This is a genomic window from Acinetobacter sp. YH12201 (assembly GCF_013418145.1).
Classification (GTDB): domain Bacteria; phylum Pseudomonadota; class Gammaproteobacteria; order Pseudomonadales; family Moraxellaceae; genus Acinetobacter.
The window spans coordinates 12,995-36,830 of the sequence record NZ_VPCP01000027.1 but is presented as its reverse complement, the minus strand read 5'-3'; the positions used below and the strand labels follow the sequence as shown (position 1 = coordinate 36,830).

The window sequence follows — 23,836 nt, the reverse complement described above, 5'->3', positions numbered from 1 at the left end:
AAACAGTTGTGCTGGCGACCATAGCAAGAGTGAACCACCTGATCCCTTCCCGAACTCAGAAGTGAAACCTCTTAGCGCTGATGGTAGTGTGGGATTACCCATGTGAGAGTAAGTCATCGCCAGCTCACTATCCGAAAACACCCCCAGTCAAACGACTGGGGGCTTTTTTTATGCTGGGAATAAGGTATATTCTTTTTAAGTAAAACTTATAGTAGTTGAGCAGATAATGTTAGATCATGCTTTGTTATATCTATATGAAAAAATTGAAAATAAATTGTTAGATTCAAAAATAATATCTGCAACTTTCTCATAATTTAATCACTGTTGCACTTCATTTGAGAATCTAGGAAATAATAAAAAAGCCCCAAAACTGGGCTTCGAATAACAATTTAGCGTTTATAAAGCATTTTTTAGATTCTTTTGATGTTGCTTTACCTGTTTAGTATACCGTTTACCTTGTTTACGCATTTTACGATTATTCTCATAACCTGACGGACCTACATTATAATAGGCAAGTGCCTTCTTCCAGTTACCGGATGATTGATTATATTTAGAAAGAATATAAGTCCCACATTGGATATTACTGCTTTCATTGTATAAGTCACCTGGACAAGTTTGTTGCCAATAACTTGGAATGACTTGGGTTAATCCGACCGCCCCAGCAGGCGAAATTACAGAGTTTCTATAGCTTGATTCCTGTTGAATCATCGCAGCCAATAATATTGGATCTACATTATATTTGTCTGCACTTTGAATAATCATGGGAGAAACGCGGTTTGCCGTAGCTGATTCAACTGAATAGGCTTTTTGTATACCTGTAGATAATTTTTCAGACCGTTTAGCAATTGAATTACTATTTAAAGAAGTACACCCGAAAAAAGTGAGAGTAGTAACAATCATAGCTACGGATTTAAATGTAAATAAATGATAGTTAGATTTTTTTGAGGATAAATATGAGAAATGCTGTGTAAAAAACAAAGTCAAAAACCCAAAGTAAAATTTTATTATAGTTATGCTAGTGGGCTGAATACGATGAGTCAAGCACTGACATTTTGATGGATTAGATCAATGTGATAAATATTTCTCTGATCTTAATTTATAATTAAAAAATAATTAAATTATTTAAACGATAATTTAAGTGTCCCATTATTTGAATGGGACTTTTCACTTAAAGATATTTATTAAAAAATGTTTTTTAATGATCCAGTTCCTGCAAAATTGCCAGATTAAATGCAGGAATATCATCTGGGCATCGTGAGGTGATCAAAGGCCAATTATTGGTATTGCATAGATGTACTTCTTCATCTAACCATTTGGCACCCGCATTTTCCAAATCTAACCGGATACTTTTATAAGAGGTTAAATTTTTATCTTTAATTCGCTGTGCATTGATTAAGGTCCATGGTCCATGACAAATAGCAGCAATCGGTTTGGCATTATCGGTAAAGTGCTGAATAATTTTATGAGCATCTTCATTTAAGCGTAACGTATCAGCATTTACTGTCCCTCCTGGGATGACTAAAATATCATAATCTTCTGGAGAGACTTTAGCCAAAGTTGTTTGTGGAGTGTAAGCCATTGCATGTTCTTTATCTCTCTTGACAGTTTGGACATCTTTTTGCTCTTCTGCAGCATGAATGACTTCAATTCCTTTAGATTGTAAAAATTCAATGGGTTTGATCAGTTCATCTTGTTCAACACCGACATTGGAAGTTATGAATAATGCTTTTTTAGTCATGTTAATGATCCTGAATCACTTATTTAAAATTCGACATTAGCAAAGTGACTAAATCAAGCTGTACATTTTTTAGCTTATTCTTGTTAAGGTTTGAAAATACTAAAAAATAAGCCTCATAGCTAGATGATGCCTATTTTATCTTATGAGGGGTGATTAACTTCTGTTTTAGCTTCCTGCTTATATCGTTTATTCTTTTTATTAGGGAAACTTCCTGTTTCCTGATGCTTTTAGCATAAATTTATGACTCAATATGCTGTAGAGGTTAATAAATATTTTCAGTGTAAGTCAAAGTAGACAACAAGATATTAATTAAATCTTAATAACCCTGATGAGTTAAATGAATATGATTTTTTATATAAAACAATAAAATAAGACCGATTATAGCTGTTTTTCCATCCAGATTTCACAGGCATGGCTATGTCCGGTGTTTCCCTTAGGTTGATCTAAATATTGAAAACCTAATTTTTCATAGAGTTTCACTGCTTGCCAAAGTTCCTTGGTGGTTTCCAGATAACATGATTGAAAACCATGCAGCTGTGTAAACTGAAAGGCTTTTGCTAAAAGTTGTTTGGCGAAACCTAAGCCTCGAACTTCAGGTAAAAAGTACATTTTCTGAATTTCTAAAATTGTAGAATCACCCTTTAAAGGTGATAAGCCACCGCCACCCAGAATTTTACCCTGTTGATTTTCAATTACCCAGTATTGGGCATTTGATTGCTGATAAACTGTATATAAATCATCTAAAATAGGATCGGCTACAGCAAAACCAGATTCAGGAGCAAGGCCAAATTCTTTAGAAACTTCACGAATAACCTGTGCAATTTCAGCATTGTCTTGGGGTTGAATAGGTCTGATCTGGTACATAAAACTCAATAAATAAAATAAAAGGAGATTGATTTTTATAACGCGATATCTAATAAAAATCCACCTTTTGTCCGGTTTTACGCGTAGAAAAAAGCGACAAATTTATTTTAATTCACTAGAATTTTTGCCTAACTCACGTCGAGCAATAATCAGTTGCTGAATTTGTTGAGTACCTTCAAAAATATCAAGAATTTTTGAGTCACGTGCCCATTTTTCTAACAATTCCTCTTCGTTATAGCCCACACTTGCTGCAAGTTCGACACATTTTAAAGTAATTTCATTACAGATACGGCCAGCTTTCGCTTTGGAAATGGAGGCTTCACGTGAGTTTGGTTTTTTATTATCTGCCATCCAGGCTGCTTTCATGGTGAGTAAACGAGCAGCTTCCCATTCTGCTTCCATGCGGTAAATCTGCGCAGCAATATGCGAGCTCTGTAGATAGGGAGTCTGGTAATTTTCATCTAACTGATCTTTGAAAATTTCCTTAACTCTTTCCAGAGATGCTTTGGCACATCCTACTGCCATAGCAGCAACCAGTGGGCGGGTATTGTCAAAAGTTTCCATAACGCCAGCAAAACCTTTGGCGACATCAATTTCAGCATGACCCAACAGATTTTCTGCAGGTACACGGCAGTCAATAAAGCTGATCACAGCCGTATCGGATGCTTTGATGCCCAGTTTATGTTCAAGACGTTCTACTTTCATTCCAGGTGTTCCTTTAGGAACGACAAAGGATTTAATTGCAGCACGGCCGAGTTTCTTGTCCAATGTTGCCCAGACTACTACAGCATCGGCACGCTCACCCGAGGTTACGAAAATTTTTTCACCATTTAAGATGTAATGGTCACCGTCTTTTGTCGCTGTAGTTCGAATAGCGGCAGAGTCTGAACCACAGCTGGGTTCCGTAATGGCCATGGCCGCCCATGTGCCTTTAAAGCGCTCCAGCTGTTCATCATTGGCAACAGCAGCAATGGCAGAATTCCCCAAGCCTTGACGCGGCATGCTGAGCAATAAACCGGTATCGCCATAGCACATTTCGATTACGCCAACTACCGTAGACATATTGACGCCATTTTTGTTGCCTGAATCTGCATAGCCACGTTTGCCCACTGCAGCACCGGCATTGATGCCTTCGCCACCATCATTCATGCCACCAATGAGTGAGGCGAACATGTCCAGTTCCTTGGGATAGCTGTGTTCAGCCTTGTCATATTTTCGTGAAATGGGGCGTAGTACATTTAAAGCTGATTCATGGGCTTGATCTATCAACATTTTAAATTTTTTAGGATTTTGTAAATTCATCTGCATCATTCCTTATTGGATAGATTAAGCATGTAAGCCTGAATACAAAATTGCAGTAGCACGTAAATCACGATACCAACGCTCAACTGGATGTTCTTTGGTAAAGCCATGGCCACCCAGAATTTGTACACCATCAGTACCAATTTTCATGGATTTTTCAGCACAAAGTAGACGTGCTAGATAAGCCTCACGATGGAAGGGGTTTCCTGCTTCAGCCAGGCTGGCCGCATTTAAAATCAGCATGCGCATGGCATCAATTTCAATAGCCATATCCGCAATCATAAAGGCGATACTTTGGCGATGTGAAATAGGTTCACTAAATGCAGTACGTTCATTGGCATATTGAATACAGTAAGCTTTGACTGCTTCACATGTGCCAACTGCCATAGCACACCACATTAAGTTTCCCAGATCTAAAAATGCCAGATAATCAAAGTCATCATCACTTAACAGTTCAGCAGGCGTATTATGGAATTTTAAGCTAACGGTTTCGGTTGCCTTTAGACCCATAGCCGGACTTTTTTGAGCCGTAATACTGCGATCACGTTTAACAATAAATACTTCTGGCGAGCCATTGAGCTCAGCATTGACCAGAAACAGATCTGCAGTTTTACCTAAAATCACCAAGGTTTTTTCGCCATTAATATAGTATTGCCCATTGATTGAACTGGCTTGGGTTTTTAATTTCAGTGGATTAAATGCAGGAGTGGCTTCCTGGATGGCAAAGGTGGCGTGTATCTCTGCATCATTTGCAAAGCTGGACAAATAGGTCGCCTGAACTTTTTCAGAACCCCATTGTGTAATGGCATTAATCACGCTAAAGGTTGAAAGTAATCCGGCAGTTAAGCTGAAATCACCTTTGGCCAAATGTTCTGCAACCAAAATATTGCTTAAAATATTTTTTTCGGTGGTCACTCCACCCAAGGTTTCAGGCAAAGCATAATAATTTAGTCCCAAGTCTGTTGCATGTTGCCAAAGCGTTGCAGGAAATTGTTCGTTATTGTCTGCCTGGGCTGCCAGTGGATAAAGCACTTCGGATGCAAACTGCTCCATCGCATCACAGCTCATTTGCTGTTCTTCAGTCAGGCTCAAATCAAAGAGTGATTTCTGCTGATTGGGTAAACGTTGCTTGCTGACTCCGGAACTGGCTTTAAAAACTTTTTGGGTTTTACTTAAAGTTTTAAAACCCATTTTTGAGCTTTGATAGAGAGATTTTTCCAGAAATTTGCGCAGTTTGAGTTGATCAAGTACCTCGCTACCGGCAATTCTGGTAATGAGGGATAGCCCAAGTCCTTGAGCCTTATTTACCATATTGGTCATTTTTGTCATCCATTGGTTTTTGATTCTTTATATTTTTTATGCTGACATGTGAATATGGAAATGACTATGTCATCCCTGACAATTAAAATTGACTTGGATGAACGGTTAAAATGAAGTTTAAATTTGATTAAATAATTGAATATTATGTATTTTATTATAAGTAAAGCTTGGGGTGAAAAATAAAAATTGACTAGAATGACAAGAGATCATTCTAGTCTGTGCACAGCTTATAGAAAATTCGCCACCATTTTCCGTACATTGGTTTTTGCATCAATGACGGTCATGAAGGTATACGCACCAATGAATTTACGGCTAATAAACATAAACTCTTTAGGGGGTACACTGAAATAACGCGATGCCATCGATTTGGAAGCACGTTGCATGACACGGCTATGAAGTTGGCTTTTTTTCCAGTCATAGCGCTGATTTTGATCCATTACGCCTTCGGGCAAGTCTGGATTATTCATTATGCTACTAAAGGCTTCGGTGGCCAATAAAAACACTTTAGCCATATCTGGCTTGATACTTTGCGGAATGGAATCAAAAAATTCATAGCCGGTCATGGCATGAACCATTTCATCGATATTATGATCATAACCGGCTTTAATCAGGTTGCGGGCGACTTTCAGCAAATGTTCATCAAACTGGCGAATTGCCCCGAAATCCAGTAATACAATCTTGTCTTGAGTTTCTACGCCATCTCCCAAACGGACCAGATAATTGCCAAAGTTTGGATCGGTTTGCATTTCGCCCCATTCAAAAATTTCACGAACCGCGATCTCGAGAGAGGCTTCGCCTAACTGGTTGCGACGTTCTTGAGGAAGAGAGAGCATCACAGGGCTGTTGATCGGAACGCCACGCTCAAAAGTCATGCACAGCACTTGATCGGTACAATACTCATCCACAATTTGCGGGACGATATAACGAGGATCATCTTTTAAACGGTCGGCAAAACGGCGAGTGGTCGCGGCTTCAATTTCATAATTGACTTCACGATGCATCATTTCACGAACTTCATCGAACCACTGATCAAATTCACGGGTTTGCGGCACCATACGGGTCAGTTTGAGCATGTTTTTAAACAGGCTCATGTCTGAATCAATGGCATCTGCCACGCCCGGATACTGGATTTTTAATACGATTTCCAAACCATCCGAATTGCGTGTGGCGCGGTGTACCTGGGCTAAAGAGGCGGTGCCCAAAGGTTCACGGTCTACGGTCAAATCATGCAGCTTGGCGCCAAGCTGCTGTTCCAGTTGTTGCTTGATAGCCGGCCAGGCAAGTGCAACGGTCTGATTGTTTAAGGTATTTAAAGCCTGAGTGATTTCTTCAGGTAAAAAATGTTCGCCATACAGGGCCATCATTTGCCCGATTTTTACAATCGAACCTTTTAATTTACCAATTTCAGAAACAAGATAATCGGCTTGTTCTTTCATGGCTTTTTTACGTTTCTTTTCTTTTTCTGCTTCGCTTGAAAATAGGGTAGTTGCACTCGATGCAGCCCAGCGCGTTCCTGCGAGTAATGAGGCTTTAGCGATAGATAAGCGTCGATCCATGGAAGAAGTTTTGAGTTGTTTAAGCTTATCGTTCTGATCTGACATTAAACAAAATCCTTAATCAGCAAGTCGCAGAATATTTAATTGTAGCGGATATTACCGTTTATTCACGTATTAAAAAAGTTCAATGTGCTGAATGGAGAGTAAATATGTTTAATATTTCATTTATTTTCCATGAAAAGTGTCACGGTACTTAGACAAAATAGAATTCAAGTGACACCTGTGCTTTGATCATAGACTCCCGATGAGATTTATCAGGATTAAAGATAGGGATAGGGCAGAAAACCTGCTGCTCAGGGATGAGCTGAGATTTACATCCGAAATTGAATTTTAATATCGCCTTTCTGCTGTAACAATTTTTTATTGTCCTGAATATGTTTAAAAATCATGGCTTGAACCGTGTCATGCTGAAAACCAAGCGCATAACCTTTAACAATAATGATGCTTGGAAAACTAAAAAACAGATATTTTGCATCATCTTCTGACGGGCTGCTATGAATGGCGTGTGCAAGTAAAGTGTGTTGAAAGAATTTTTTTTCCTTCTGTACCTGTGCAGAAACGGTATCATTCCAGTAGTTTTCACGCATTGCCATTAAATTATTGTGTTTGTAGCTCATAACAATAAAAATATTTTGTAGAAAAAGAATTGAAAATATATGGGGATATTTTAGTCAGATTCAATGTGCAATTTGAATGAATTTGTTATTGGAGCTGAGCTCATAAAGGCTAAGCTTATAGGAATTTGCACATGATTGATGTAGTATCAAGGGATAAACACAATAATAGTATTTGATATTAAGTCTTTTCAGACACGGGAATATTATGCGATTGGCAATATCAAGTATGCTGAGTCTAGCTGCTTTCTGGTCAAATTCAGTTTTAGCTCAAGGCTATTCTGACGAATATAATAAATGTCTCAACACTTCTTATGGTGAAATTGAAACAGTCAAAAAATGTGTCGACAAAGAACTGAAAAATCAGGGAAAAATTTTAAATAAAGCTTATAAGGGCTATATAAATAAGAATGCGGTTAATCAAACTAGTATCGAGCAACAGCATACACTTTGGCTTAACCGTGTGGATCAAAAATGCTATTTAAAAGTAACGTCTGCCTATATGGCCGTTAAACAATCCAAGTGTGTACTCGAAATGACAATGGAGCGTACTCACTATTACCAGACCAAATAAATTCGCCATAGATATTTGTTTTTAATCTGGTCGAAACATTATAAAACCCCACAAAACAAGGTATCATAAGGCGTTTTAAAAATTGACCTTGGAGATGCCTTAAGTGGATCAACTGACTATTAGCCCTGAACATTTACAGGAAGCCGCTGAAAACCTAAGCACAATTCGCGATTTTATCCGTTTTGGTGTTTCAGCTCTACGTCAATACGATGCACACTTAGGTCAAGGTACAGAAGATTTTTTTGCTGAAAGCTCGGCTTTAGTCCTGCAAACACTGGCATTGGACTGGAATGCCAACCCGGAAATTTTAGATGCGAAATTGTTGCCAAGCGAAAAGGCAGAATTTATCAGCTTGCTGGAGCGTCGTATCAATGAAAAAGTGCCAACCTCTTATTTATTAAATCTGGCTTATTTCTGTGGTAAACCGTTTTATGTTGATGAGCGTGTACTGATTCCACGTTCACCGATTGCAGAATTGATCAATCAGCGTTTTGCACCTTACTGTCTGGATGAACATGGTCAGATGCGTGAAGCCTTGAACAATCTTCCAGAAAATGATCATCCGCAAACACCGCGTCGTATTTTAGACATGTGTACTGGTTCAGGCTGTATTGCAATTGCTCTGGCTTATGCATTCCCGGAATCTGAAGTGGATGCAACGGACATTTCTAAAGAAGCTTTAGAAGTGGCTTCTATTAACGCTGAACATCACAACATGCAATATCAGGTTGCATTGATGGAATCCGACTTATTTGCAAAAATTCCTGCTGAGAATCAATATGATTTAATCGTATCTAATCCTCCGTATGTGGATGCGGAAGATATGGCGGATTTACCTGCAGAATTCTTGCATGAACCTGAGCTTGCACTTGCAGCAGGTCAGGATGGTCTGGATCTGGTGCGTAAAATGCTGGCACAAGCAGCGGATTACCTGACTGAAGATGGCTTGATTGTCATTGAAGTGGGCAACTCTGAATGGGCGATGAAACAGAACTTTAATACTGTAGATTTCCATTGGCTCACTTTCCAGAATGGTGGTTCAGGCATTTTTGCTTTGACAGCAGAGCAGTGCCGTAAATACCGTGATTTATTTGTACAATCTGTTCAAGCATAAGGAGTTGTCAACATGGCAGGTAATAGTATTGGACAACTGTTCCGTGTAACGACTTGCGGTGAATCTCATGGCGTTGGCCTGATGGCGATTGTCGATGGGGTACCACCAGGGATCGAACTGACTGAAGCAGATTTACAAAAAGATTTAGACCGCCGTAAACCGGGGACTTCTAAATTCGCAACCCAGCGTAAAGAACCGGATGAAGTCGAAATCATTTCCGGTGTCTTTGAAGGTAAAACCACAGGTACATCGATTGGTTTACTGATTCGCAATACCGACCAGAAATCGAAAGATTATGGCAATATTGCGCAAACATTCCGCCCAGGTCATGCGGATTACACCTACACGCAAAAGTATGGTTTCCGTGACTATCGTGGTGGTGGTCGCTCAAGCGCGCGTGAAACGGCTATGCGTGTGGCTGCGGGTGCCATTGCCAAGAAATTCCTGTTTGAAAAATTCGGTATTGAAATCCGTGGTCACGTGACCCAGATTGGTACTGAAAAAGCTGAAAAACTGGATTGGAATGAAGTTCCAAATAATCCATTCTTCTGTGGTGATGTGGATGCCGTACCACGTTTTGAAGCTTTAGTGACTTCATTACGTGAACAAGGTACCAGCTGCGGTGCGAAGCTGGAAATTCTTGCCGAGAATGTGCCTGTGGGTTGGGGTGAGCCGGTATTTGACCGTCTGGATGCAGATATTGCGCATGCCATGATGTCTATTAATGCTGTTAAAGGCGTTGAAATTGGTGATGGTTTTGCGGTTGCTGAACAGTTTGGTCATGAATCACGTGATGAATTGACCACAGCTGGCTTTTTGGCAAATCATGCTGGCGGCATTCTGGGTGGAATCTCAAGTGGACAAACCATTCGTGTTGCAATTGCGCTGAAACCAACTGCAAGTATTACCACTCCGGGTAAAACCATTAATATCGATCGTGAAGATACCGATGTATTGACCAAAGGCCGTCATGACCCGTGTGTAGGCGTGCGTGCAACTCCGATTGCTGAAGCGATGTTTGCCATTGTACTCATGGATCACTTCATGCGCCATCGTGCACAAAATGCGGATGTGGTTGTGCCTTTTACTCCGATTGAGCCTAAGTGAAGAGCAAAGCACTGCTTTGCTCGAACGCAGTGGGTGAATAGCGTCAGCTATGAACTATAAATAGAAACAAAGCACTGCTTTGCCCGAATGCAGTAAGTGATGAGCTTTTTATGATTTAATAAAAAAACCAGATATCAAGTCTGGTTTTTTTTTATTGCCTGATTTTTTATCTATTATTTGTGGTAATTTCTATGAAACAGAAATTTTTAGAAAAAAATGAAAGCATTAAAATATAGACTGGCAAATGCCAATGATGTTGAAACTCTTGTTGCGTTGATCAATCAGGCCTATCGTACCAATACAGGTTCTAGCTGGACCAGTGAGCAGCATATTATTGCTGGAGACAGGATTAATGCCCAGCAGCTAAAGCAAACCTTGGCACAAGAGAATTTTTATCTGTATATAGCTGAAGCTATAGAAGATGGGCAAATGCATTTAGTGGCATGTATTGGCTTAACTTTTCAGCAGAATAGTGTGGAAATAGGCACTTTTTGTGTAGCTTCAGCTTGGCAAAATCAGGGTATTGGCAAACATGTTTTAAAATATGCTGAGAAAATGGCAGTAGAACACTTTCCTACATTAAGTCATTATGAAATGTGGGTGCTGGATAGCAGAACAGAGCTGATTCAATATTATGCACGGTGTGGTTATGCTAAAACGCAGCATACCGAACCTTATCCCATTCATGCCAATGTAGGACAACCGTTGATTGATTTGCAATTACAACAGATGTCAAAGTCAGTGCTGAGAGGTATAAGTTAAGCACTCAAAAAAGTACATAACCTTAAAATAATAGCCTAAGCTATATCATTTAACTAAACTGGTTTGAATTTCAAGTATTTGAAAAATATGTCTATTCATAGTGTGATAACAGTGCTTAACAAATAAATGAATTTAGTGCTCGCACATGGTATAAAAATTGCTCATATTAATATAAATAATTATTGCAGGAGAGATGTTCTTCTGTGAACACGCCGAAGGAGCAACGACCCCGGAAACTCTCAGGCAAAAGGACTGTAATAATTTTAAAAATCTGGAGAGAAGCATAGAAAAATATATGCTCACCGAAGGGGATGGTCGGCGTTATTGATTATAACGATGTGATCGAAGCTCTCAGGTAACCATGACAGATGGGGCGCATAGAAATGTAGATCTACATTTCCAAGGAGTGTGCTATGTGTCATATTGTTGTGATTGGATCAGGTATTACGGGTGTTACTACTGCCTACGAGCTCGCCAATTTAGGCTATAAAGTCACGGTTTTGGATAAGCATTTGTATCCTGCCATGGAAACTTCATTTGCCAATGGCGGACAACTTTCTGCCTGTAATGCAGAGGTCTGGAATCAAAAAGCCACCGTACTGAAAGGTATTAAGTGGATGTCCAATAAAAATGCACCATTATTACTCAACCCATCTTTTGATCTGCATAAATATGGCTGGTTAATGGAGTTTCTAGGTAATATTAAACATTATGAAACCAATACTCGTGATACCGTTAAAATAGCACTTTTAGCGCGTGAGCGCTTATTTGCAGTTGCTGAAAAAGAAAATATTCAGTTCAATCTGGAAAAACGCGGCATTTTGCATTTTTACCACACCAAATTAGATTATGAGATCGCCACCAAAGTGAATGACCTGTTGATCAAGGGTGGACTGGAAAGAATGGCAGTTACTCCTGCAGAAATCAAAGCCATAGAACCAAGCTTGAAAGGTGAATATTATGGTGGTTTTTATTGCCCTGGAGACGCGACCGGCGATATCCATAAATTCACCAAAGGTTTGGCTGAAGCCTCTGAAAAGTATGGGGTAAAATACCTGTTTGGTATGGAGGTCATGGATGTAAAACACCATAAAAAAGGTGTCACTGTGCTTTACCATGCTAGCAATGAAAATATGCACCTAGATGCAGCTGTGGTGGAATCACTGGAAGCTGATGCCGTGGTGGTTTGTGGTGGTGTGGGAAGCTATCACTTGGCAAATTTACTGGGTGATCGGGTCAATGTCTATCCGGTGAAAGGCTATTCTATTACCTTGAACCTGAATGATGAAGATAGTGTCAAAAATGCGCCGTGGGTGAGCCTGCTGGATGAAAGTGCAAAAATTGTGACTTCACGCTTAGGTGCTGATCGTCTGCGTGTTGCAGGCACGGCTGAGTTTAATGGCTATAACCGGGATATTCGCGCAGACCGTATTCAACCGCTGACAGATTGGGTCAACAAGAATTTCAATATGAGTACTGAAAATGTTGTACCTTGGGCAGGTTTACGTCCGATGATGCCCAACATGATGCCGATGGTCAGTCGAGGTCGCCGTGAACGGATTTTTTATAATACCGGTCATGGTCATTTAGGTTGGACTTTATCTGCAGCGACAGCGGTGATGATTAGTCAGCAAATCGCTTCACAGCATCCTGTTTGATCATATAAAAGCATGGAGTTATTGGCTTCATGCTTTTGAATACATAAAGATTCATTATTCGAATGATGGTATGATAATTTGATTGTTATCACCTTAAAATAATGGATAATTATGAATATTTTTCAAAAATTGTATTAAGTTCAGTTTTAATTGTGGGGATGACAGGGTGTGTTTCTACCCGTGGCTTGGTATGTCTGGAATCACCAGTGAAGCAGATCAATACACAGGAAAGTGGTCTTAAAACTGCGGTTATTAAAATAGTCGAAGATAACGTGTATTTGAAGAAAAGCCCAAACAGGCCAATATTCCTTCGCTTAAAGGTGGATTACAGCAAGCGACAGCCTCAGATAAAGCGAAAGCAATCGCCCGTAAACGTAACGGTTATGGTAAAGCCATGGGGGACATTTTCTTAAGAGATGAAACGGTAGTTTCCGTGTTCGAAAAACGTGTTGAATCTGCTTTGTTGCGCTCAGGTTATAAAGTTGTGCCAGCAGCCCAAGTTCAAAATCCAGATTTGGTGTTAACGGTTAAAGTAAACAAATTCTGGTCGTGGATGCAACCCGGCTTTTCATACATTACCTTGAATACTGAAATTGAAACTGAAATTTATGATGCCAATAGCACTAAACAGCCTATTCGTACGTATACAAAAATATCCAAACCGACTGTAATGGCGACTGACTCACGATGGATTGCAACAATGAATGAAGCTTTAAATGATTATGAAAGCTGTCTGGTCGATCAGTTGAAGTAAAGTAGCCCTTTAAATAAAAAGATAGAGGCATCATACCTCTGTCTTTTTATTTAATAACTTCAATCTTTTTAATCATACAGCCGGTATATACCTGCAAACCGTTCACAGCCTTTTTGTTTGGTTGTAATCGATAAAAGTGCTTTATTAAAATCGAAATGGTATTTGCAATCGTGTTCGTTATCGACAATCTCGCTTTTTTGATCAGCTGTGGTATAGGCTAAAAAAGGAATCGTTTGAGTTTCTAATTTGTTGTTCGGGTTGCGGTAGGCCACGCCCTCAATTTTAATTTTATCTTTGGTCAGTTGATGCACCTGTAAATGTACCGGTTGATGTGCAAATTGACCCTTTTCAAATTTTAAATAATGATTGGTCAAAGTCTGGTTCAATGAGGTATAAAAATTCAGATCTTCAATGCGTATTTCAAATTGCTGCTTATAACAGTCCAGGCTTTTACATTGCTGTAAGCGCTTAAACCATAAACGGTGTGTATCTTCGAGTAAATGTACCGGCGCATCGCTGACTAAAAAAGCCGTGATATAGTGATTAGAGAGTTTTTCTCGTGATTTTGCAAAACTGTCAGCGCAAATATTTTTCATTGAGGCTGTATCAGGCTGTGTACAGTCAATGTCTTGAGCATATACCATGGTTGAGCACAAACAGCCAATACTGAATAATGTGCCTAATGTTTTAATGAGATTAATATCGGTATTCACCAGCATGATCGCTTATAATTTCACTATGTTGCGCTGCTGTAACTATAGCGAAATAGAAAGCGTGAATACAACATCTCAATCATTTATTTCTTAAGGATGCTTAACGTGGTCGCACAAATTCGAATTGGTCAGGGAATGGATGTACACGCCTTTGAAGAAGGTGATTTTGTTACTTTAGCGGGGGTCAAGATTCCACATAACCAAGGCTTAAAAGCCCATTCAGATGGTGATGTGGTATTGCATGCACTTTGTGATGCATTATTGGGGGCATTGGCTCTGGGCGATATCGGACAGCATTTTCCCGACACCGATGCAAAATTTAAGGGAGCAGATAGTCGCGTTCTACTTAAACATGTCTATCAACTGATTTTAGATCGTGGTTATGTGTTAAATAATGCAGATATTACGGTCGCTTGTGAGCGTCCAAAGCTGGCGAAACATAATCTGGAAATGCGTCAGAGTATTGCAGATGTGCTGGATGTGAATGTGAACCAGATCAGTGTGAAGGCAACCACCACTGAAAAGCTGGGCTTTACCGGACGTCAGGAAGGGATTTTATCAATGGCAACGGTGTTGATTTCGCATCAGCCAAAATGATCTGGATGGATCAGCGACTGCTGTAATTCTTGGGTGGCTTTGCGACCTTGCAGTTGTAGGGCTACCGCATGGATTAAGCCGGTCCAGGTTTCATTCGGTTCCCAGATACTGTGCATCAGTTCTTGCGCTGTAGGCATGTCCATATCCATATAATATTGACGATATAAATACATCAAACTGCTGACATGGTAATTGGTGACACAATGCACCCACACCATCTGTTCCTGTACCAAATGATCAATCATATCTAATGCCAGTAAGCATTGATCATCTGAAGGGGTTTCTGGAGAAAGGGGCAGCTGAATATAGTTTAAGCCCAAATCCAGACAAATTTTATCTTCATGATCTAAATACTGCACTGCATCGGATAATCCCAGATTCACAATGGTAGTTACGCCGTATTCTTTAATCAGCTTTAGCTGTTCCGCCTTAGGCTGGGCAGAAGTGAATAGATGCTCGTGAATAAACTGGAAATTTTCGATATGACTGAGTGCATGTTCAATTTCATTCATCAGATAAAATTTTTCCTAAGGTTAAAGTAGAAACGCCATCTGGTCAGATGGCGTTTTAGCTCTTAGCGATTTGGCAAAATGTCTTTTAAAGCTTCATGCATATCGAGCAGGGCTTTTTCAGTGGTTTCCCAATCGATACAGCCATCAGTCACCGATTTGCCATATTCCAGATTGTCCAGATTTTCAGGAATATCCTGACGACCACCTTTCAGATGACTTTCTACCATAATGCCAACAATCGACTTGTTACCATCCTGAATCTGTTCAGTAATGTTTTTCAGTACCAGCGGTTGTAGGTACGGGTCTTTGTTGGAATTGGCATGGCTGGCATCAATCATGATTTTGTTGCTGACTTTGGCTTTGGCCAAGGCATTTTCAGCTTCTGCAACAGAACCTGCATCGTAGTTAGGCTTCCCATTACCGCCACGAAGTACTACGTGTGCGTACTGGTTACCGCTGGTACGAATGACAGAAACCTGACCCTGATCATTCAGGCCGAGGAAGCTGTGACCATGTTTCACCGACTGCATGGCATTGGTTGCAACGGTCAAGCCGCCATCAGTACCATTTTTAAAGCCTACAGGTGAAGATAAACCTGAAGACATTTCACGGTGCGTCTGGCTTTCAGTGGTACGGGCACCAATCGCTGACCATGAAATCAGGTCTTGATAATATTGTGGCGAGTTTGGATCGAGTGCTTCAGTCGCACATGGTAATCCTTTCTCGTTCAGTTCAACCAGAAGCTGACGACCAATACGCAGACCTTTTTCAATATTGAAAGAGTCATTCATGTCAGGATCATTAATCAAACCTTTCCAGCCTACCGTGGTGCGTGGTTTTTCAAAATAGACACGCATGACGATATAAAGGCTATCTTTAACTTTTTCGCTTAAAACTTTGAGACGATCGGCATATTCATGTGCAGCCACGGTGTCATGAATTGAGCAAGGACCAATGACGACAAACAGGCGTTTGTCTTTACCATCCAAGATATTGCGAATAGTTTCACGGCCTTTAAGGACGGTTTGATAGGCTTGCTCAGTCAAAGGTAACTCTTTTTTTAATTCTGCAGGAGTTACAAGAGGCTGAATGCTTTGTACATTCACGTCGTCGATGTCAGATTGTGTAATAGGTTTTGACTGTAGTGTATTCATTGCCGTCACTGGTTCGATCATACAAAAAATTATTTCATCCCCTGAATATAACACGAATATACATTCACCATGTTATAAAAAAGATCAATATATAGGTCAAAAAAAAGTGATGAATCGTATAGTTAAATTAAACATGTGCAGTTTTTTCAATGCTGATCACTTGTGCGGTAGCCGGTTTCGCCACAGGTTTTGCCTTGACTGGATGCAGCATGAAATTCATACCTAAGGCAAACAAGGTAATGCCCAGAATCTTACGGATAATTTTTTCCGGCAAGCGGGAACTAATCAAAGTACCTACTACAATTGCAGGAATGGAACCAACCAATAACCAGCCAAGCAAGTGTAAATCGACATTACCTGAACTCATGTGCCCAAGTCCTGCAACCAAAGTCAACAATACAGCATGCACCACATCGGAACCAATAATTCGGATCATGGGTAAATTTGGGAACATCAAAACCAGTGCCATAATACCGAATGCACCAGCACCGACTGAAGATAAGGTAACGAATATTCCCAATACAATGCCCATAATCACGATATAAGCACGTTTGTCTTTGGCTTGTAAGTTAACCTTTTCCAGATCCTGCGTCATATCAACAGGTACATCTTTACGCAGCTTGTTAAAAAATTGTTCAATATGACCACGGAATATGATAGAAACACCGGTCAGGGTCAACATAAAGCCTAGGACCATGGTTAAGACAGCTTTATAGCTACTGGATTGGCTGAGATAGTTTTCTAGTACCCAATGCGTTGCAAATGAGGCAGGAATACTGCCTACAGCAAGCCAGATGACAATCGGCCAAACAATATTCATTTTTTTTGCATGAACTAAAGACCCGCAGAATTTTGAAATAGCGGCATATAGCAAGTCTGTTCCAATGGCGATATGTGGTTCGATTCTAAACAGGCTAATCAGGATAGGAGTCATTAAAGAACCGCCACCGACACCTGTAATCCCAACGCAGAAACCAACCAAAACACCTGCTAAAATAAATTCTAATGGACCAAACATGGTTATATGCCAAATATCAAAAACGTGCATATGTTATGACTTTTTCATATAAGTCGTTGTCTTGATTATTGATTTGCTTATTCTAAAAAGAGATAAAGCGGGATTTTATTTTCTTATGTTGTGCGTTAATACTTTTGTCTGATTAAAATTAAATATTGAAAATTCAGCAGGATATGAATTCTTGAAATAGAGATCGGAATAATGGAAGTTGATTATATAGCAGTTCAACTTAGACACTATCTGGGCTACTGTTATGTGATGCATTTTCACAAAAAGTTTCGATAGCCTTTTTTATAGTGGAACTATTCATATAGGTCATATAGTCACAATTTGCAGTCTATTTTTTTCATGAAATATCCATGAAGCGATTTGTCCTTGAAAACCAGAACTGGTGGCTGCTGTAGAGCGTTATGGTTTTAAGTTGAGCTGGAACCATATATTGGGACAAAGTATAAGAGCGAAGAACTGAACATTAATGAAAAATATTAGGCTGAAAATAAAATGTTTGTTGATCTATGTCTGAAAAGATTTTAGAACTTCCTGCTGAAGCCATGTTTGTATCGAACTCAAATTTTTCCCCCAACACGGCAACTAAATTTATTGTTTTGCTATAGTTTGAAGAGATTAATGCTTAGTCATGTAAAGACAAAGGACTATGCTAAAATATTAAACTATTCAGCCGCAGGACGTATGGGGAAAAACACTTGCAAAATAGAAAACTAAAAATTGGGATGGTAGTTGGTGAGGTTTCAGGCGATACCCTTGGCGCTAAACTGATCCGTAGTTTTCGTGAGCAAGGCATAGATGCTGAATTTGAAGGCATTGGTGGTCCACAGATGATTGCTGAAGGTTTCAAAAGCTATTATCCGATGGATATTTTATCGGTCATGGGCATTGTGGAAGTTTTAAAAGATCTGAAAAAACTTTTCGCCGTGCGTGATGGTTTAGTTGATATCTGGAGCAAAGAGCCGGTGGATGTGTTTGTCGGGATTGATGCACCGGACTTTAATTTACGCTTATCTAAAAGCCTGAAACAGAAAAACTTACCGATCAAAACCGTGCAATATGTCAGTCCTTCAGTCTGGGCATGGCGTCAGGGACGGGTACATGGCATCAAAGCCAGTATTGATCTGGTACTGTGTTTATTTCCTTTTGAGAAAACCTTTTATAAAAAATTTGATGTGCCAGCTGCTTTTGTCGGGCATCCATTGGCCAGTCAATTGCCATTGCAAAACCCGCTGATTGAAGCCAAGCAGGAGCTGGGCTTGAATGTGGAACACAAGCACATTGCACTGTTACCGGGGAGTCGTCGTGGTGAAATTGAAAGATTGGGCCCATTGGTACTTGATGCAGCGAAAATCGTTAGTCAGAAACATCCTGAATATATGTTTCTGATTCCAGCTATTAATGAGGCGCGCAAACAGCAGATTGAAGCATTACTGCAACAATATCCTGCTGATTGTGTGGCTAAAGTCTGTTTGCTGGAAAATATCGATACGGAATCGAAAATTGGCCGTCAAGTGATGAATGCTTCCAATATTGTGGCATTGGCTTCGGGAACCGCAACTTTAGAAGCGATGTTGTTACATCGTCCGATGGTGACTTTTTATAAACTAAACTGGCTGACCTATCATTTGGTCAAATTCCTGATCAAGATTCCGTATTATTCGTTGCCGAATATTATTGCCGGGAAAAAGGTCATTCAGGAACTGATTCAGCATGATGCAACGCCAGAAAATCTGGCTGCTGAAATTGAAAAACTGATGAACGTTGAAACTGCACAAATTCAGGCGATGCAGCACATCACCATGCACAAGCAGCTGTTGTCAAGCAATAGTGAAGACCCGGTTCAGGCCATTCTGAATACCTTGAATGCAGGCACATCTGATCAAGCCTGATTTTTACTGGAACTGCTGGCGATATTGGCTCGGAGTTAAATTAAACAGGCGTTTAAAAGTCTGGCTAAACGCCGTTTCGGAAGAATAACCAACACGATGGGCAATTTGCTGTATCGACAATTGTCCTTCGCGTAAATGCTGTGAAGCCAAACGGAAACGGTATTGCTGTAAATAGGCCAATGGTGTTTCTCCTACAATACTGCTAAATAAGGTGGCGAACTTGGAACGCGACATACAACATTGTTCAGCCAGACTTTCTACCGTCCAGGCCTGATCAGGCTTACCGTGAATAGCGGCCAAAGCATTGGCCAGTTCGGTATGTGCCAAAGCCCTGAGCCAGTTATTGGAATCGCTTAACTGGGCAATATAATCGCGTACACATTCAATAAAAAGAATACTGACCAGATGATCGAGAATTTTGTCGCGACCCGGACGAATTTGATAGGCTTCTACGGCCAAAAAATGTAATCCGATTTGTAGCCATTCAGGGGTAGTGCTGCCGGTAATATGCTGAATATGAATATAGTCGGGCAGGGCATTCAGTAAGGGACGTGCCATAATGGTATCAATATGACAGCGGATCGCCAGAATCAGTGCTGGTTCACCGCTGGTACTTCCAAATTCAATGGTTTCTTGCCTTTTTTCATCAAAAAGACCGGTAATATTAAGTGCTTCAACCAGATTGTCTTTATTATTACTTCGGCAGGTATGGTTTTGCCCTGAAGGAATCAGGATTAAGTCTCCCGCCTCAAGCTGCAGCATTTTCTTTGATTCAAACTGAATGTTGAGTGTGCCTACCAGAACCACATAGCCAATCATGGCATCCTGTTCCTGATAAGCATAAGCCCAGTGACCTTGCGGTTTTAAATAAATATATTCAGATTTATTCAGATGAATATCGTCAAAAATTTTACTTAAGGCATCCATGTCTTATCGTTCTGTCATCATTGAATAAAAATTATAAAAAGCCTTGATTGATATCCGCATGTGTTTTTAGGTCAAAAATTGGCTAGATATGCCAAGGACGTTTGCATAGCTTTTTTGGACGTTTACAACTGTTCTTGAGGACCTATTTCTAGAAATATAACGTTAGAACAAAAAATAGGGAAGATCGCCAGCATGAATGCACCAGTAAATTTAAATCAAGCCACACTTCAGACCCTGCCTAATGCTTCAGGCTTAGCCCTCGACAAAAAACGTTATTGGTGGCTGCTGAGCCCCGGTTTACCGGTGATCGGTATGGGGATTTTGGCTGGCTATCAGTTTGGTCCTAAAGCCACGAAAAAAATATTTGCCTTGGGCGGTCCTTTATTGCTGCATGTGATTATTCCAACGGTTGATGCTCTTGTGGGCGATGACAGTAATAATCCCAATGATGAAGAAATTAAGTCACTTGTAGCAGACCCTTATTATGACCGTATTGTAAAACTGTTTATTCCTTTGCAGATGGCAGCCAATCTTTTTGCTGGCTATGTGGTAAGTCGTAAAGAAACCTCTTTTCTGGATCAGATCCTGCTCGGTATTTCCATGGGCGCGATTAATGGTGTAGGCGTGAATACAGCACATGAGCTGTCGCATCGACCACATAAAAAGGATCATTATCTTGCCCATGCCACATTAGCGCCGCTGTTTTATAATCACTTTCGGGTTGAACATCCTTATGGACATCATAAGCGTGCTGCAACGCCTGAAGATCCAGCTTCTTCGAAAATGGGTGAAAGCTTCTATGAGTTTTGGCCAAGAACGGTATTTGGTGGAATTAAATCGTCCATTGAAATTGAAAAGAACCGTTTAAAACGTAAAGGCTTATCTTTCTTTAGCAAGGAAAATGAACTGTTTCAAGGTTGGGCGATGAGTGCCGCTTTCCATGCCGCTATGCTGAAATTATTTGGTAAAGATGTAATTCCTTATTTGGCCACGCAGGCTTTTTATGGCATCAGTTTGTTTGAGATTATTAACTATATTGAACATTACGGTCTAATGCGTGACAAAAAGGAAGATGGAACTTATACACGCACCATGCCTGAGCATAGCTGGAATAATAACAATATTACTACCAACCTGTTTTTATACCAGTTGCAGCGTCATTCCGATCATCATGCCTATCCGACACGTCCATTTCAGGCCTTACGTCACTTTGATGAAGCACCTGAATTGCCAAGTGGTTATGCCACCATGTTATTACCAGCTTTAATTCCATCGCTCTGGTTTAAAATGATGGATAAACGTGTATTCGACCATTATAAAGGTGATTTAAATAAAGCCAATATTCATCCAAAACGCCGTGCCAGCATATTCAAGAAGTTCGGTGTGTCTTTATAAAGTATTGTGCGCTGTTCTATTTGGAAATTTTCTATCAATAAATATATTTAAAAAAGCACTTATTTTTACAGAGATGGAAAATTTCCCGTTCTTTTTTGAAGAACATATATGAATGATCTTGATAGCTTGGATGTAAAATTCATCATTTTTATACGTTATGGCACACAGGAATTTAAGGTGTTTACGGATTAGTGTAATAGATTTTTCCTGTGACCAAATCATACAGGAACAGGAAGTTCAGCAATAAAAAAATAAATAGAAGTAAAGAAAAAATTCTTAGATCAGCAAGGTGATGTACGATAGGAGTCAGATCTAAGCATCAAATACGAAAAGGCCCGACATGATGTCGGGCTTTTATTTTATACAAATTTTGTAGATTTTTTACACAATTTATGGGAGACTTAATTTTTGAATGAGCAATAAAAATAATTTAATATGTATTGCTAAAAAAATGACTTTAAATAAAATTTGGAACATTAAAATAATTTAAATTACAACAATAAGTTAGAGGTTTTTTGACATGACAAGAAAATACAGTAAATTTTTTTCTGCAGCATCTGAGTTTAATCTGGATAATTTTCCATACTACTGGATTACTCAGGTACATTCTCAATATGTTCAGAATGTGGATCATGCGTTAAAAAAATATGGTTTAGACAATTCTCGTCGGCGTATCTTGTTGGCTTTAAAGTCCAAGCCCAATGCGAGTGTATCCGAGCTATCCGAGATGCTGATTTTTAAGATGTCGACGACTACGAAAATTATTTATCGTCTAAAAGATGAAGGCTTGGTACATACTTATTGTTGTGAAGACGATGCGCGAATTACCCGTGTCGTTTTAACTCATATGGGCGAGCAAATGGTACAAAAAATTAACGATCTGAGTCATATTGTTTTAGATCAGTCTTTTGAAGGTTTGACCCCGTTGCAAATTGAAAAAATGTTAGACAGTCTTAAACTTATTTTTAGAAATTTAGCTCATTAATTTTAATGTAACCAAAAAGCGTGGATGCAATATCCACGCTTTTTATCAACTGTTGTAGGATCTACTTTTTAAAACTAAAAAAGGATATTTTTAACAGTTTTGATTTAAACCTGAGTATCGCGCTATAGCAGGTTGCTAAGATAAAGCCAGTTTTTCAAATAAAAGTATATGAATTAGAGATAACAAGTAAAGGAAGACCAATACCCAACACCAACATCACAATAACCGCTTGTCTAGTCGACAGTAGAATAGGGAATCACCTCACACTTGCTTAGGCTTAGATTTTAGCTATGTCCATAATTCGATTTTAAAATATAAGTCCTAAAATGATTTTTTAATGTTTTTGTAGAGTCACGTGATTTAAAAGATGAATCTAAAATAGCTTAAGCAATCTAAACATTCGTTTCTAAAGGGCATATAATTTACTTATCTCGTTATTAATATCCTCAAAAAAATGACACCAGCTTGTAAAGTTTTAAAATCCAATAAAATTGAATTTTCTATCCATGAATATGAACACGATGCCAATGCGAAAAGCTTTGGTCTAGAAGCGGCTGAGAAACTGGGGCTCAGCGTTGAAGAAGTCTTTAAAACTTTATTAGTCACCGATGATAAGAACTACTTTGTAGCAGTTTTACCGGTCAATCATCAATTAAATTTAAAGAAAGTGGCAGCGGCTGTAGGCTGTAAAAAATTACAGATGGCTGATCCTAAAAATGCTGAACGTTTAACAGGTTATCTGGTCGGTGGAATTAGCCCGGTTGGACAGAAAAAACGTTTAAAAACAATTATATGTGAGAGTGCTAAAAACCTTAAAACCATGTACGTTAGTGGTGGAAAAAGGGGATTGGATGTTGGGTTAAACCCACAAGATTTAGCACGCGTTTTAGATGCTAAATTTGCTGATATTGTTGATGAATAATCGCATTATTTTAAACTATTAATTTGGGTGATTTTTTACTTGTTACTCACATTATTACTCACTTATTCAATTCCTTCAAAACAACAAAAGCCGCATTAAGCGGCTTTATGATTTGATTCTATATCAAGAATCACTGATTGAACATAAGAGTGAAACCAAAAACGGGCTTTTTTAATATTTGATACATTATTAGTTAATTTTTTATAATATATTGATTTATTTTCTATTATTTAAAATTTTAATTAATTTTTTTCACAGAAAATTCACGAATAAGTATGTATGATGGCAGCCAGAAACAGCTGTAGTTTCTGAATGACCCTCCAAGGTCCTTAGTTTAAGCCCACCAATGTTC

General features: G+C 39.3%; 23 protein-coding genes, 1 rRNA gene and 1 riboswitch. Of the genes, 12 read left to right on the top strand and 12 right to left on the bottom strand.

Features of this window, described 5'->3' with window-relative positions:
• Positions 1 to 10: 10 nt before the first annotated feature.
• Positions 11 to 125, top strand: a 5S ribosomal RNA gene (gene rrf / locus FTU91_RS07490).
• 271 nt (positions 126 to 396) lie between these two features.
• Here the strand turns inward: rrf and FTU91_RS07485 are convergent.
• From FTU91_RS07485 to FTU91_RS07455, 7 genes are all read right to left on the bottom strand, one after another.
• Positions 397 to 978, bottom strand: coding sequence for a lytic transglycosylase domain-containing protein (locus tag FTU91_RS07485; protein ID WP_257221674.1), 582 nt, complete (start codon positions 976 to 978; stop codon positions 397 to 399).
• Positions 979 to 1,195: 217 nt separating this feature from the next.
• On the bottom strand, positions 1,196 to 1,738 hold the full coding sequence (locus FTU91_RS07480) for a type 1 glutamine amidotransferase domain-containing protein (RefSeq protein WP_180043949.1): 543 nt from the start codon (positions 1,736 to 1,738) through the stop codon (positions 1,196 to 1,198).
• Between the two features lie 378 nt (positions 1,739 to 2,116).
• Positions 2,117 to 2,602, bottom strand: coding sequence for a GNAT family N-acetyltransferase (locus FTU91_RS07475; RefSeq protein WP_180043951.1), 486 nt, complete (start codon positions 2,600 to 2,602; stop codon positions 2,117 to 2,119).
• A 102-nt stretch (positions 2,603 to 2,704) separates the two neighbouring features.
• The gene (locus FTU91_RS07470; RefSeq protein WP_180081639.1) at positions 2,705 to 3,904 is read right to left on the bottom strand and encodes an acyl-CoA dehydrogenase family protein; all 1,200 of its coding nucleotides are present in this window, start codon (positions 3,902 to 3,904) and stop codon (positions 2,705 to 2,707) included.
• A gap of 24 nt (positions 3,905 to 3,928) precedes the next feature.
• Positions 3,929 to 5,215: an acyl-CoA dehydrogenase family protein gene (locus FTU91_RS07465; protein WP_180081643.1), complete on the bottom strand. Its 1,287-nt coding sequence runs from the start codon at positions 5,213 to 5,215 to the stop codon at positions 3,929 to 3,931.
• A 236-nt stretch (positions 5,216 to 5,451) separates the two neighbouring features.
• Positions 5,452 to 6,825: an AarF/ABC1/UbiB kinase family protein gene (locus tag FTU91_RS07460; RefSeq protein WP_180081637.1), complete on the bottom strand. Its 1,374-nt coding sequence runs from the start codon at positions 6,823 to 6,825 to the stop codon at positions 5,452 to 5,454.
• A gap of 266 nt (positions 6,826 to 7,091) precedes the next feature.
• Positions 7,092 to 7,397 (bottom strand): hypothetical protein, encoded by a 306-nt coding sequence (locus FTU91_RS07455; RefSeq protein ID WP_180081636.1) that lies wholly within the window; start codon positions 7,395 to 7,397, stop codon positions 7,092 to 7,094.
• A gap of 205 nt (positions 7,398 to 7,602) precedes the next feature.
• Between FTU91_RS07455 and FTU91_RS07450 the strand changes: the two genes are divergently transcribed.
• The 6 genes from FTU91_RS07450 to FTU91_RS16590 all read left to right on the top strand — a co-directional run bounded on the left by FTU91_RS07450 (position 7,603) and on the right by FTU91_RS16590 (position 13,363).
• Entirely contained in the window at positions 7,603 to 7,968 is a 366-nt protein-coding gene (locus tag FTU91_RS07450) for a lysozyme inhibitor LprI family protein (protein WP_180081634.1), read from the top strand.
• A 103-nt stretch (positions 7,969 to 8,071) separates the two neighbouring features.
• The gene (gene prmB, locus FTU91_RS07445; RefSeq protein ID WP_180081632.1) at positions 8,072 to 9,082 is read left to right on the top strand and encodes a 50S ribosomal protein L3 N(5)-glutamine methyltransferase; all 1,011 of its coding nucleotides are present in this window, start codon (positions 8,072 to 8,074) and stop codon (positions 9,080 to 9,082) included.
• A gap of 12 nt (positions 9,083 to 9,094) precedes the next feature.
• Positions 9,095 to 10,189 (top strand): chorismate synthase, encoded by a 1,095-nt coding sequence (gene aroC, locus FTU91_RS07440; protein WP_180081629.1) that lies wholly within the window; start codon positions 9,095 to 9,097, stop codon positions 10,187 to 10,189.
• A gap of 216 nt (positions 10,190 to 10,405) precedes the next feature.
• Positions 10,406 to 10,951 (top strand): GNAT family N-acetyltransferase, encoded by a 546-nt coding sequence (locus FTU91_RS07435; RefSeq protein ID WP_180081627.1) that lies wholly within the window; start codon positions 10,406 to 10,408, stop codon positions 10,949 to 10,951.
• Between the two features lie 175 nt (positions 10,952 to 11,126).
• A riboswitch (glycine riboswitch) is annotated at positions 11,127 to 11,216 on the top strand.
• A 148-nt stretch (positions 11,217 to 11,364) separates the two neighbouring features.
• Complete coding sequence (locus FTU91_RS07430; protein WP_180043964.1) at positions 11,365 to 12,609, top strand: D-amino acid dehydrogenase; 1,245 nt, start codon at positions 11,365 to 11,367, stop codon at positions 12,607 to 12,609.
• 394 nt (positions 12,610 to 13,003) lie between these two features.
• Positions 13,004 to 13,363, top strand: a complete 360-nt coding sequence (locus tag FTU91_RS16590) for a hypothetical protein (protein ID WP_257221673.1) — start codon at positions 13,004 to 13,006, stop codon at positions 13,361 to 13,363.
• 68 nt (positions 13,364 to 13,431) lie between these two features.
• Here the strand turns inward: FTU91_RS16590 and FTU91_RS07420 are convergent, their stop codons facing one another.
• Positions 13,432 to 14,082, bottom strand: a complete 651-nt coding sequence (locus FTU91_RS07420; protein ID WP_166171805.1) for a hypothetical protein — start codon at positions 14,080 to 14,082, stop codon at positions 13,432 to 13,434.
• 99 nt (positions 14,083 to 14,181) lie between these two features.
• Between FTU91_RS07420 and ispF the strand changes: the two genes are divergently transcribed.
• Positions 14,182 to 14,673: a 2-C-methyl-D-erythritol 2,4-cyclodiphosphate synthase gene (gene ispF / locus FTU91_RS07415; RefSeq protein WP_180081625.1), complete on the top strand. Its 492-nt coding sequence runs from the start codon at positions 14,182 to 14,184 to the stop codon at positions 14,671 to 14,673.
• On the opposite strand, the gene FTU91_RS07410 is transcribed toward ispF, so the two are convergent.
• The 3 genes from FTU91_RS07410 to FTU91_RS07400 all read right to left on the bottom strand — a co-directional run bounded on the left by FTU91_RS07410 (position 14,661) and on the right by FTU91_RS07400 (position 17,357).
• Positions 14,661 to 15,185, bottom strand: coding sequence for a protein tyrosine phosphatase family protein (locus tag FTU91_RS07410; protein ID WP_180081623.1), 525 nt, complete (start codon positions 15,183 to 15,185; stop codon positions 14,661 to 14,663). The two genes, ispF and FTU91_RS07410, sit on opposite strands and share 13 nt — an antisense overlap.
• Positions 15,186 to 15,247: 62 nt before the next feature.
• Positions 15,248 to 16,339, bottom strand: a complete 1,092-nt coding sequence (locus tag FTU91_RS07405) for a 3-deoxy-7-phosphoheptulonate synthase (RefSeq protein WP_143222737.1) — start codon at positions 16,337 to 16,339, stop codon at positions 15,248 to 15,250.
• A 127-nt stretch (positions 16,340 to 16,466) separates the two neighbouring features.
• Entirely contained in the window at positions 16,467 to 17,357 is an 891-nt protein-coding gene (locus FTU91_RS07400) for a sulfite exporter TauE/SafE family protein (protein WP_180081621.1), read from the bottom strand.
• Positions 17,358 to 18,061: 704 nt separating this feature from the next.
• On the opposite strand from FTU91_RS07400, the gene lpxB reads away from it, so the two are divergent.
• Positions 18,062 to 19,255, top strand: coding sequence for a lipid-A-disaccharide synthase (gene lpxB / locus FTU91_RS07395; RefSeq protein WP_180043970.1), 1,194 nt, complete (start codon positions 18,062 to 18,064; stop codon positions 19,253 to 19,255).
• Positions 19,256 to 19,258: 3 nt separating this feature from the next.
• On the opposite strand, the gene FTU91_RS07390 is transcribed toward lpxB, so the two are convergent.
• Positions 19,259 to 20,182, bottom strand: a complete 924-nt coding sequence (locus FTU91_RS07390; RefSeq protein ID WP_180081619.1) for an AraC family transcriptional regulator — start codon at positions 20,180 to 20,182, stop codon at positions 19,259 to 19,261.
• A gap of 192 nt (positions 20,183 to 20,374) precedes the next feature.
• Between FTU91_RS07390 and FTU91_RS07385 the strand changes: the two genes are divergently transcribed.
• The 3 genes from FTU91_RS07385 (at position 20,375) to ybaK (ending at position 23,484) form a co-directional block, all read left to right on the top strand.
• Positions 20,375 to 21,577, top strand: coding sequence for an alkane 1-monooxygenase (locus FTU91_RS07385; RefSeq protein WP_180081617.1), 1,203 nt, complete (start codon positions 20,375 to 20,377; stop codon positions 21,575 to 21,577).
• Positions 21,578 to 22,097: 520 nt separating this feature from the next.
• Positions 22,098 to 22,562, top strand: coding sequence for a MarR family winged helix-turn-helix transcriptional regulator (locus tag FTU91_RS07380; protein WP_086197423.1), 465 nt, complete (start codon positions 22,098 to 22,100; stop codon positions 22,560 to 22,562).
• A 454-nt stretch (positions 22,563 to 23,016) separates the two neighbouring features.
• Entirely contained in the window at positions 23,017 to 23,484 is a 468-nt protein-coding gene (gene ybaK / locus FTU91_RS07375; protein ID WP_180043976.1) for a Cys-tRNA(Pro) deacylase, read from the top strand.
• The last annotated feature ends 352 nt before the right edge of the window (positions 23,485 to 23,836 follow it).

Excerpts from the sequence above, each read along its gene's own strand:
- FTU91_RS07480 (WP_180043949.1), bottom strand. The coding sequence starts at position 1,738 with ATGACTAAAAAAGCATTATTCATAACTTCCAATGTCGGTGTTGAACAA.
- FTU91_RS07470 (WP_180081639.1), bottom strand. The coding sequence starts at position 3,904 with ATGAATTTACAAAATCCTAAAAAATTTAAAATGTTGATAGATCAAGCC.
- FTU91_RS07390 (WP_180081619.1), bottom strand. The coding sequence starts at position 20,182 with ATGGATGCCTTAAGTAAAATTTTTGACGATATTCATCTGAATAAATCT.
- FTU91_RS07460 (WP_180081637.1), bottom strand. The coding sequence starts at position 6,825 with ATGTCAGATCAGAACGATAAGCTTAAACAACTCAAAACTTCTTCCATG.
- FTU91_RS07380 (WP_086197423.1), top strand. The coding sequence starts at position 22,098 with ATGACAAGAAAATACAGTAAATTTTTTTCTGCAGCATCTGAGTTTAAT.
- ybaK (WP_180043976.1), top strand. The coding sequence starts at position 23,017 with ATGACACCAGCTTGTAAAGTTTTAAAATCCAATAAAATTGAATTTTCT.
- FTU91_RS07430 (WP_180043964.1), top strand. The coding sequence starts at position 11,365 with ATGTGTCATATTGTTGTGATTGGATCAGGTATTACGGGTGTTACTACT.
- FTU91_RS07475 (WP_180043951.1), bottom strand. The coding sequence starts at position 2,602 with ATGTACCAGATCAGACCTATTCAACCCCAAGACAATGCTGAAATTGCA.
- FTU91_RS07465 (WP_180081643.1), bottom strand. The coding sequence starts at position 5,215 with ATGGTAAATAAGGCTCAAGGACTTGGGCTATCCCTCATTACCAGAATT.
- FTU91_RS07450 (WP_180081634.1), top strand. The coding sequence starts at position 7,603 with ATGCGATTGGCAATATCAAGTATGCTGAGTCTAGCTGCTTTCTGGTCA.
- aroC (WP_180081629.1), top strand. The coding sequence starts at position 9,095 with ATGGCAGGTAATAGTATTGGACAACTGTTCCGTGTAACGACTTGCGGT.
- FTU91_RS07410 (WP_180081623.1), bottom strand. The coding sequence starts at position 15,185 with ATGAATGAAATTGAACATGCACTCAGTCATATCGAAAATTTCCAGTTT.
- FTU91_RS07420 (WP_166171805.1), bottom strand. The coding sequence starts at position 14,082 with ATGCTGGTGAATACCGATATTAATCTCATTAAAACATTAGGCACATTA.
- FTU91_RS07385 (WP_180081617.1), top strand. The coding sequence starts at position 20,375 with ATGAATGCACCAGTAAATTTAAATCAAGCCACACTTCAGACCCTGCCT.
- FTU91_RS07455 (WP_180081636.1), bottom strand. The coding sequence starts at position 7,397 with ATGAGCTACAAACACAATAATTTAATGGCAATGCGTGAAAACTACTGG.
- FTU91_RS16590 (WP_257221673.1), top strand. The coding sequence starts at position 13,004 with ATGGGGGACATTTTCTTAAGAGATGAAACGGTAGTTTCCGTGTTCGAA.
- FTU91_RS07435 (WP_180081627.1), top strand. The coding sequence starts at position 10,406 with ATGAAAGCATTAAAATATAGACTGGCAAATGCCAATGATGTTGAAACT.
- FTU91_RS07405 (WP_143222737.1), bottom strand. The coding sequence starts at position 16,339 with ATGAATACACTACAGTCAAAACCTATTACACAATCTGACATCGACGAC.
- FTU91_RS07400 (WP_180081621.1), bottom strand. The coding sequence starts at position 17,357 with ATGTTTGGTCCATTAGAATTTATTTTAGCAGGTGTTTTGGTTGGTTTC.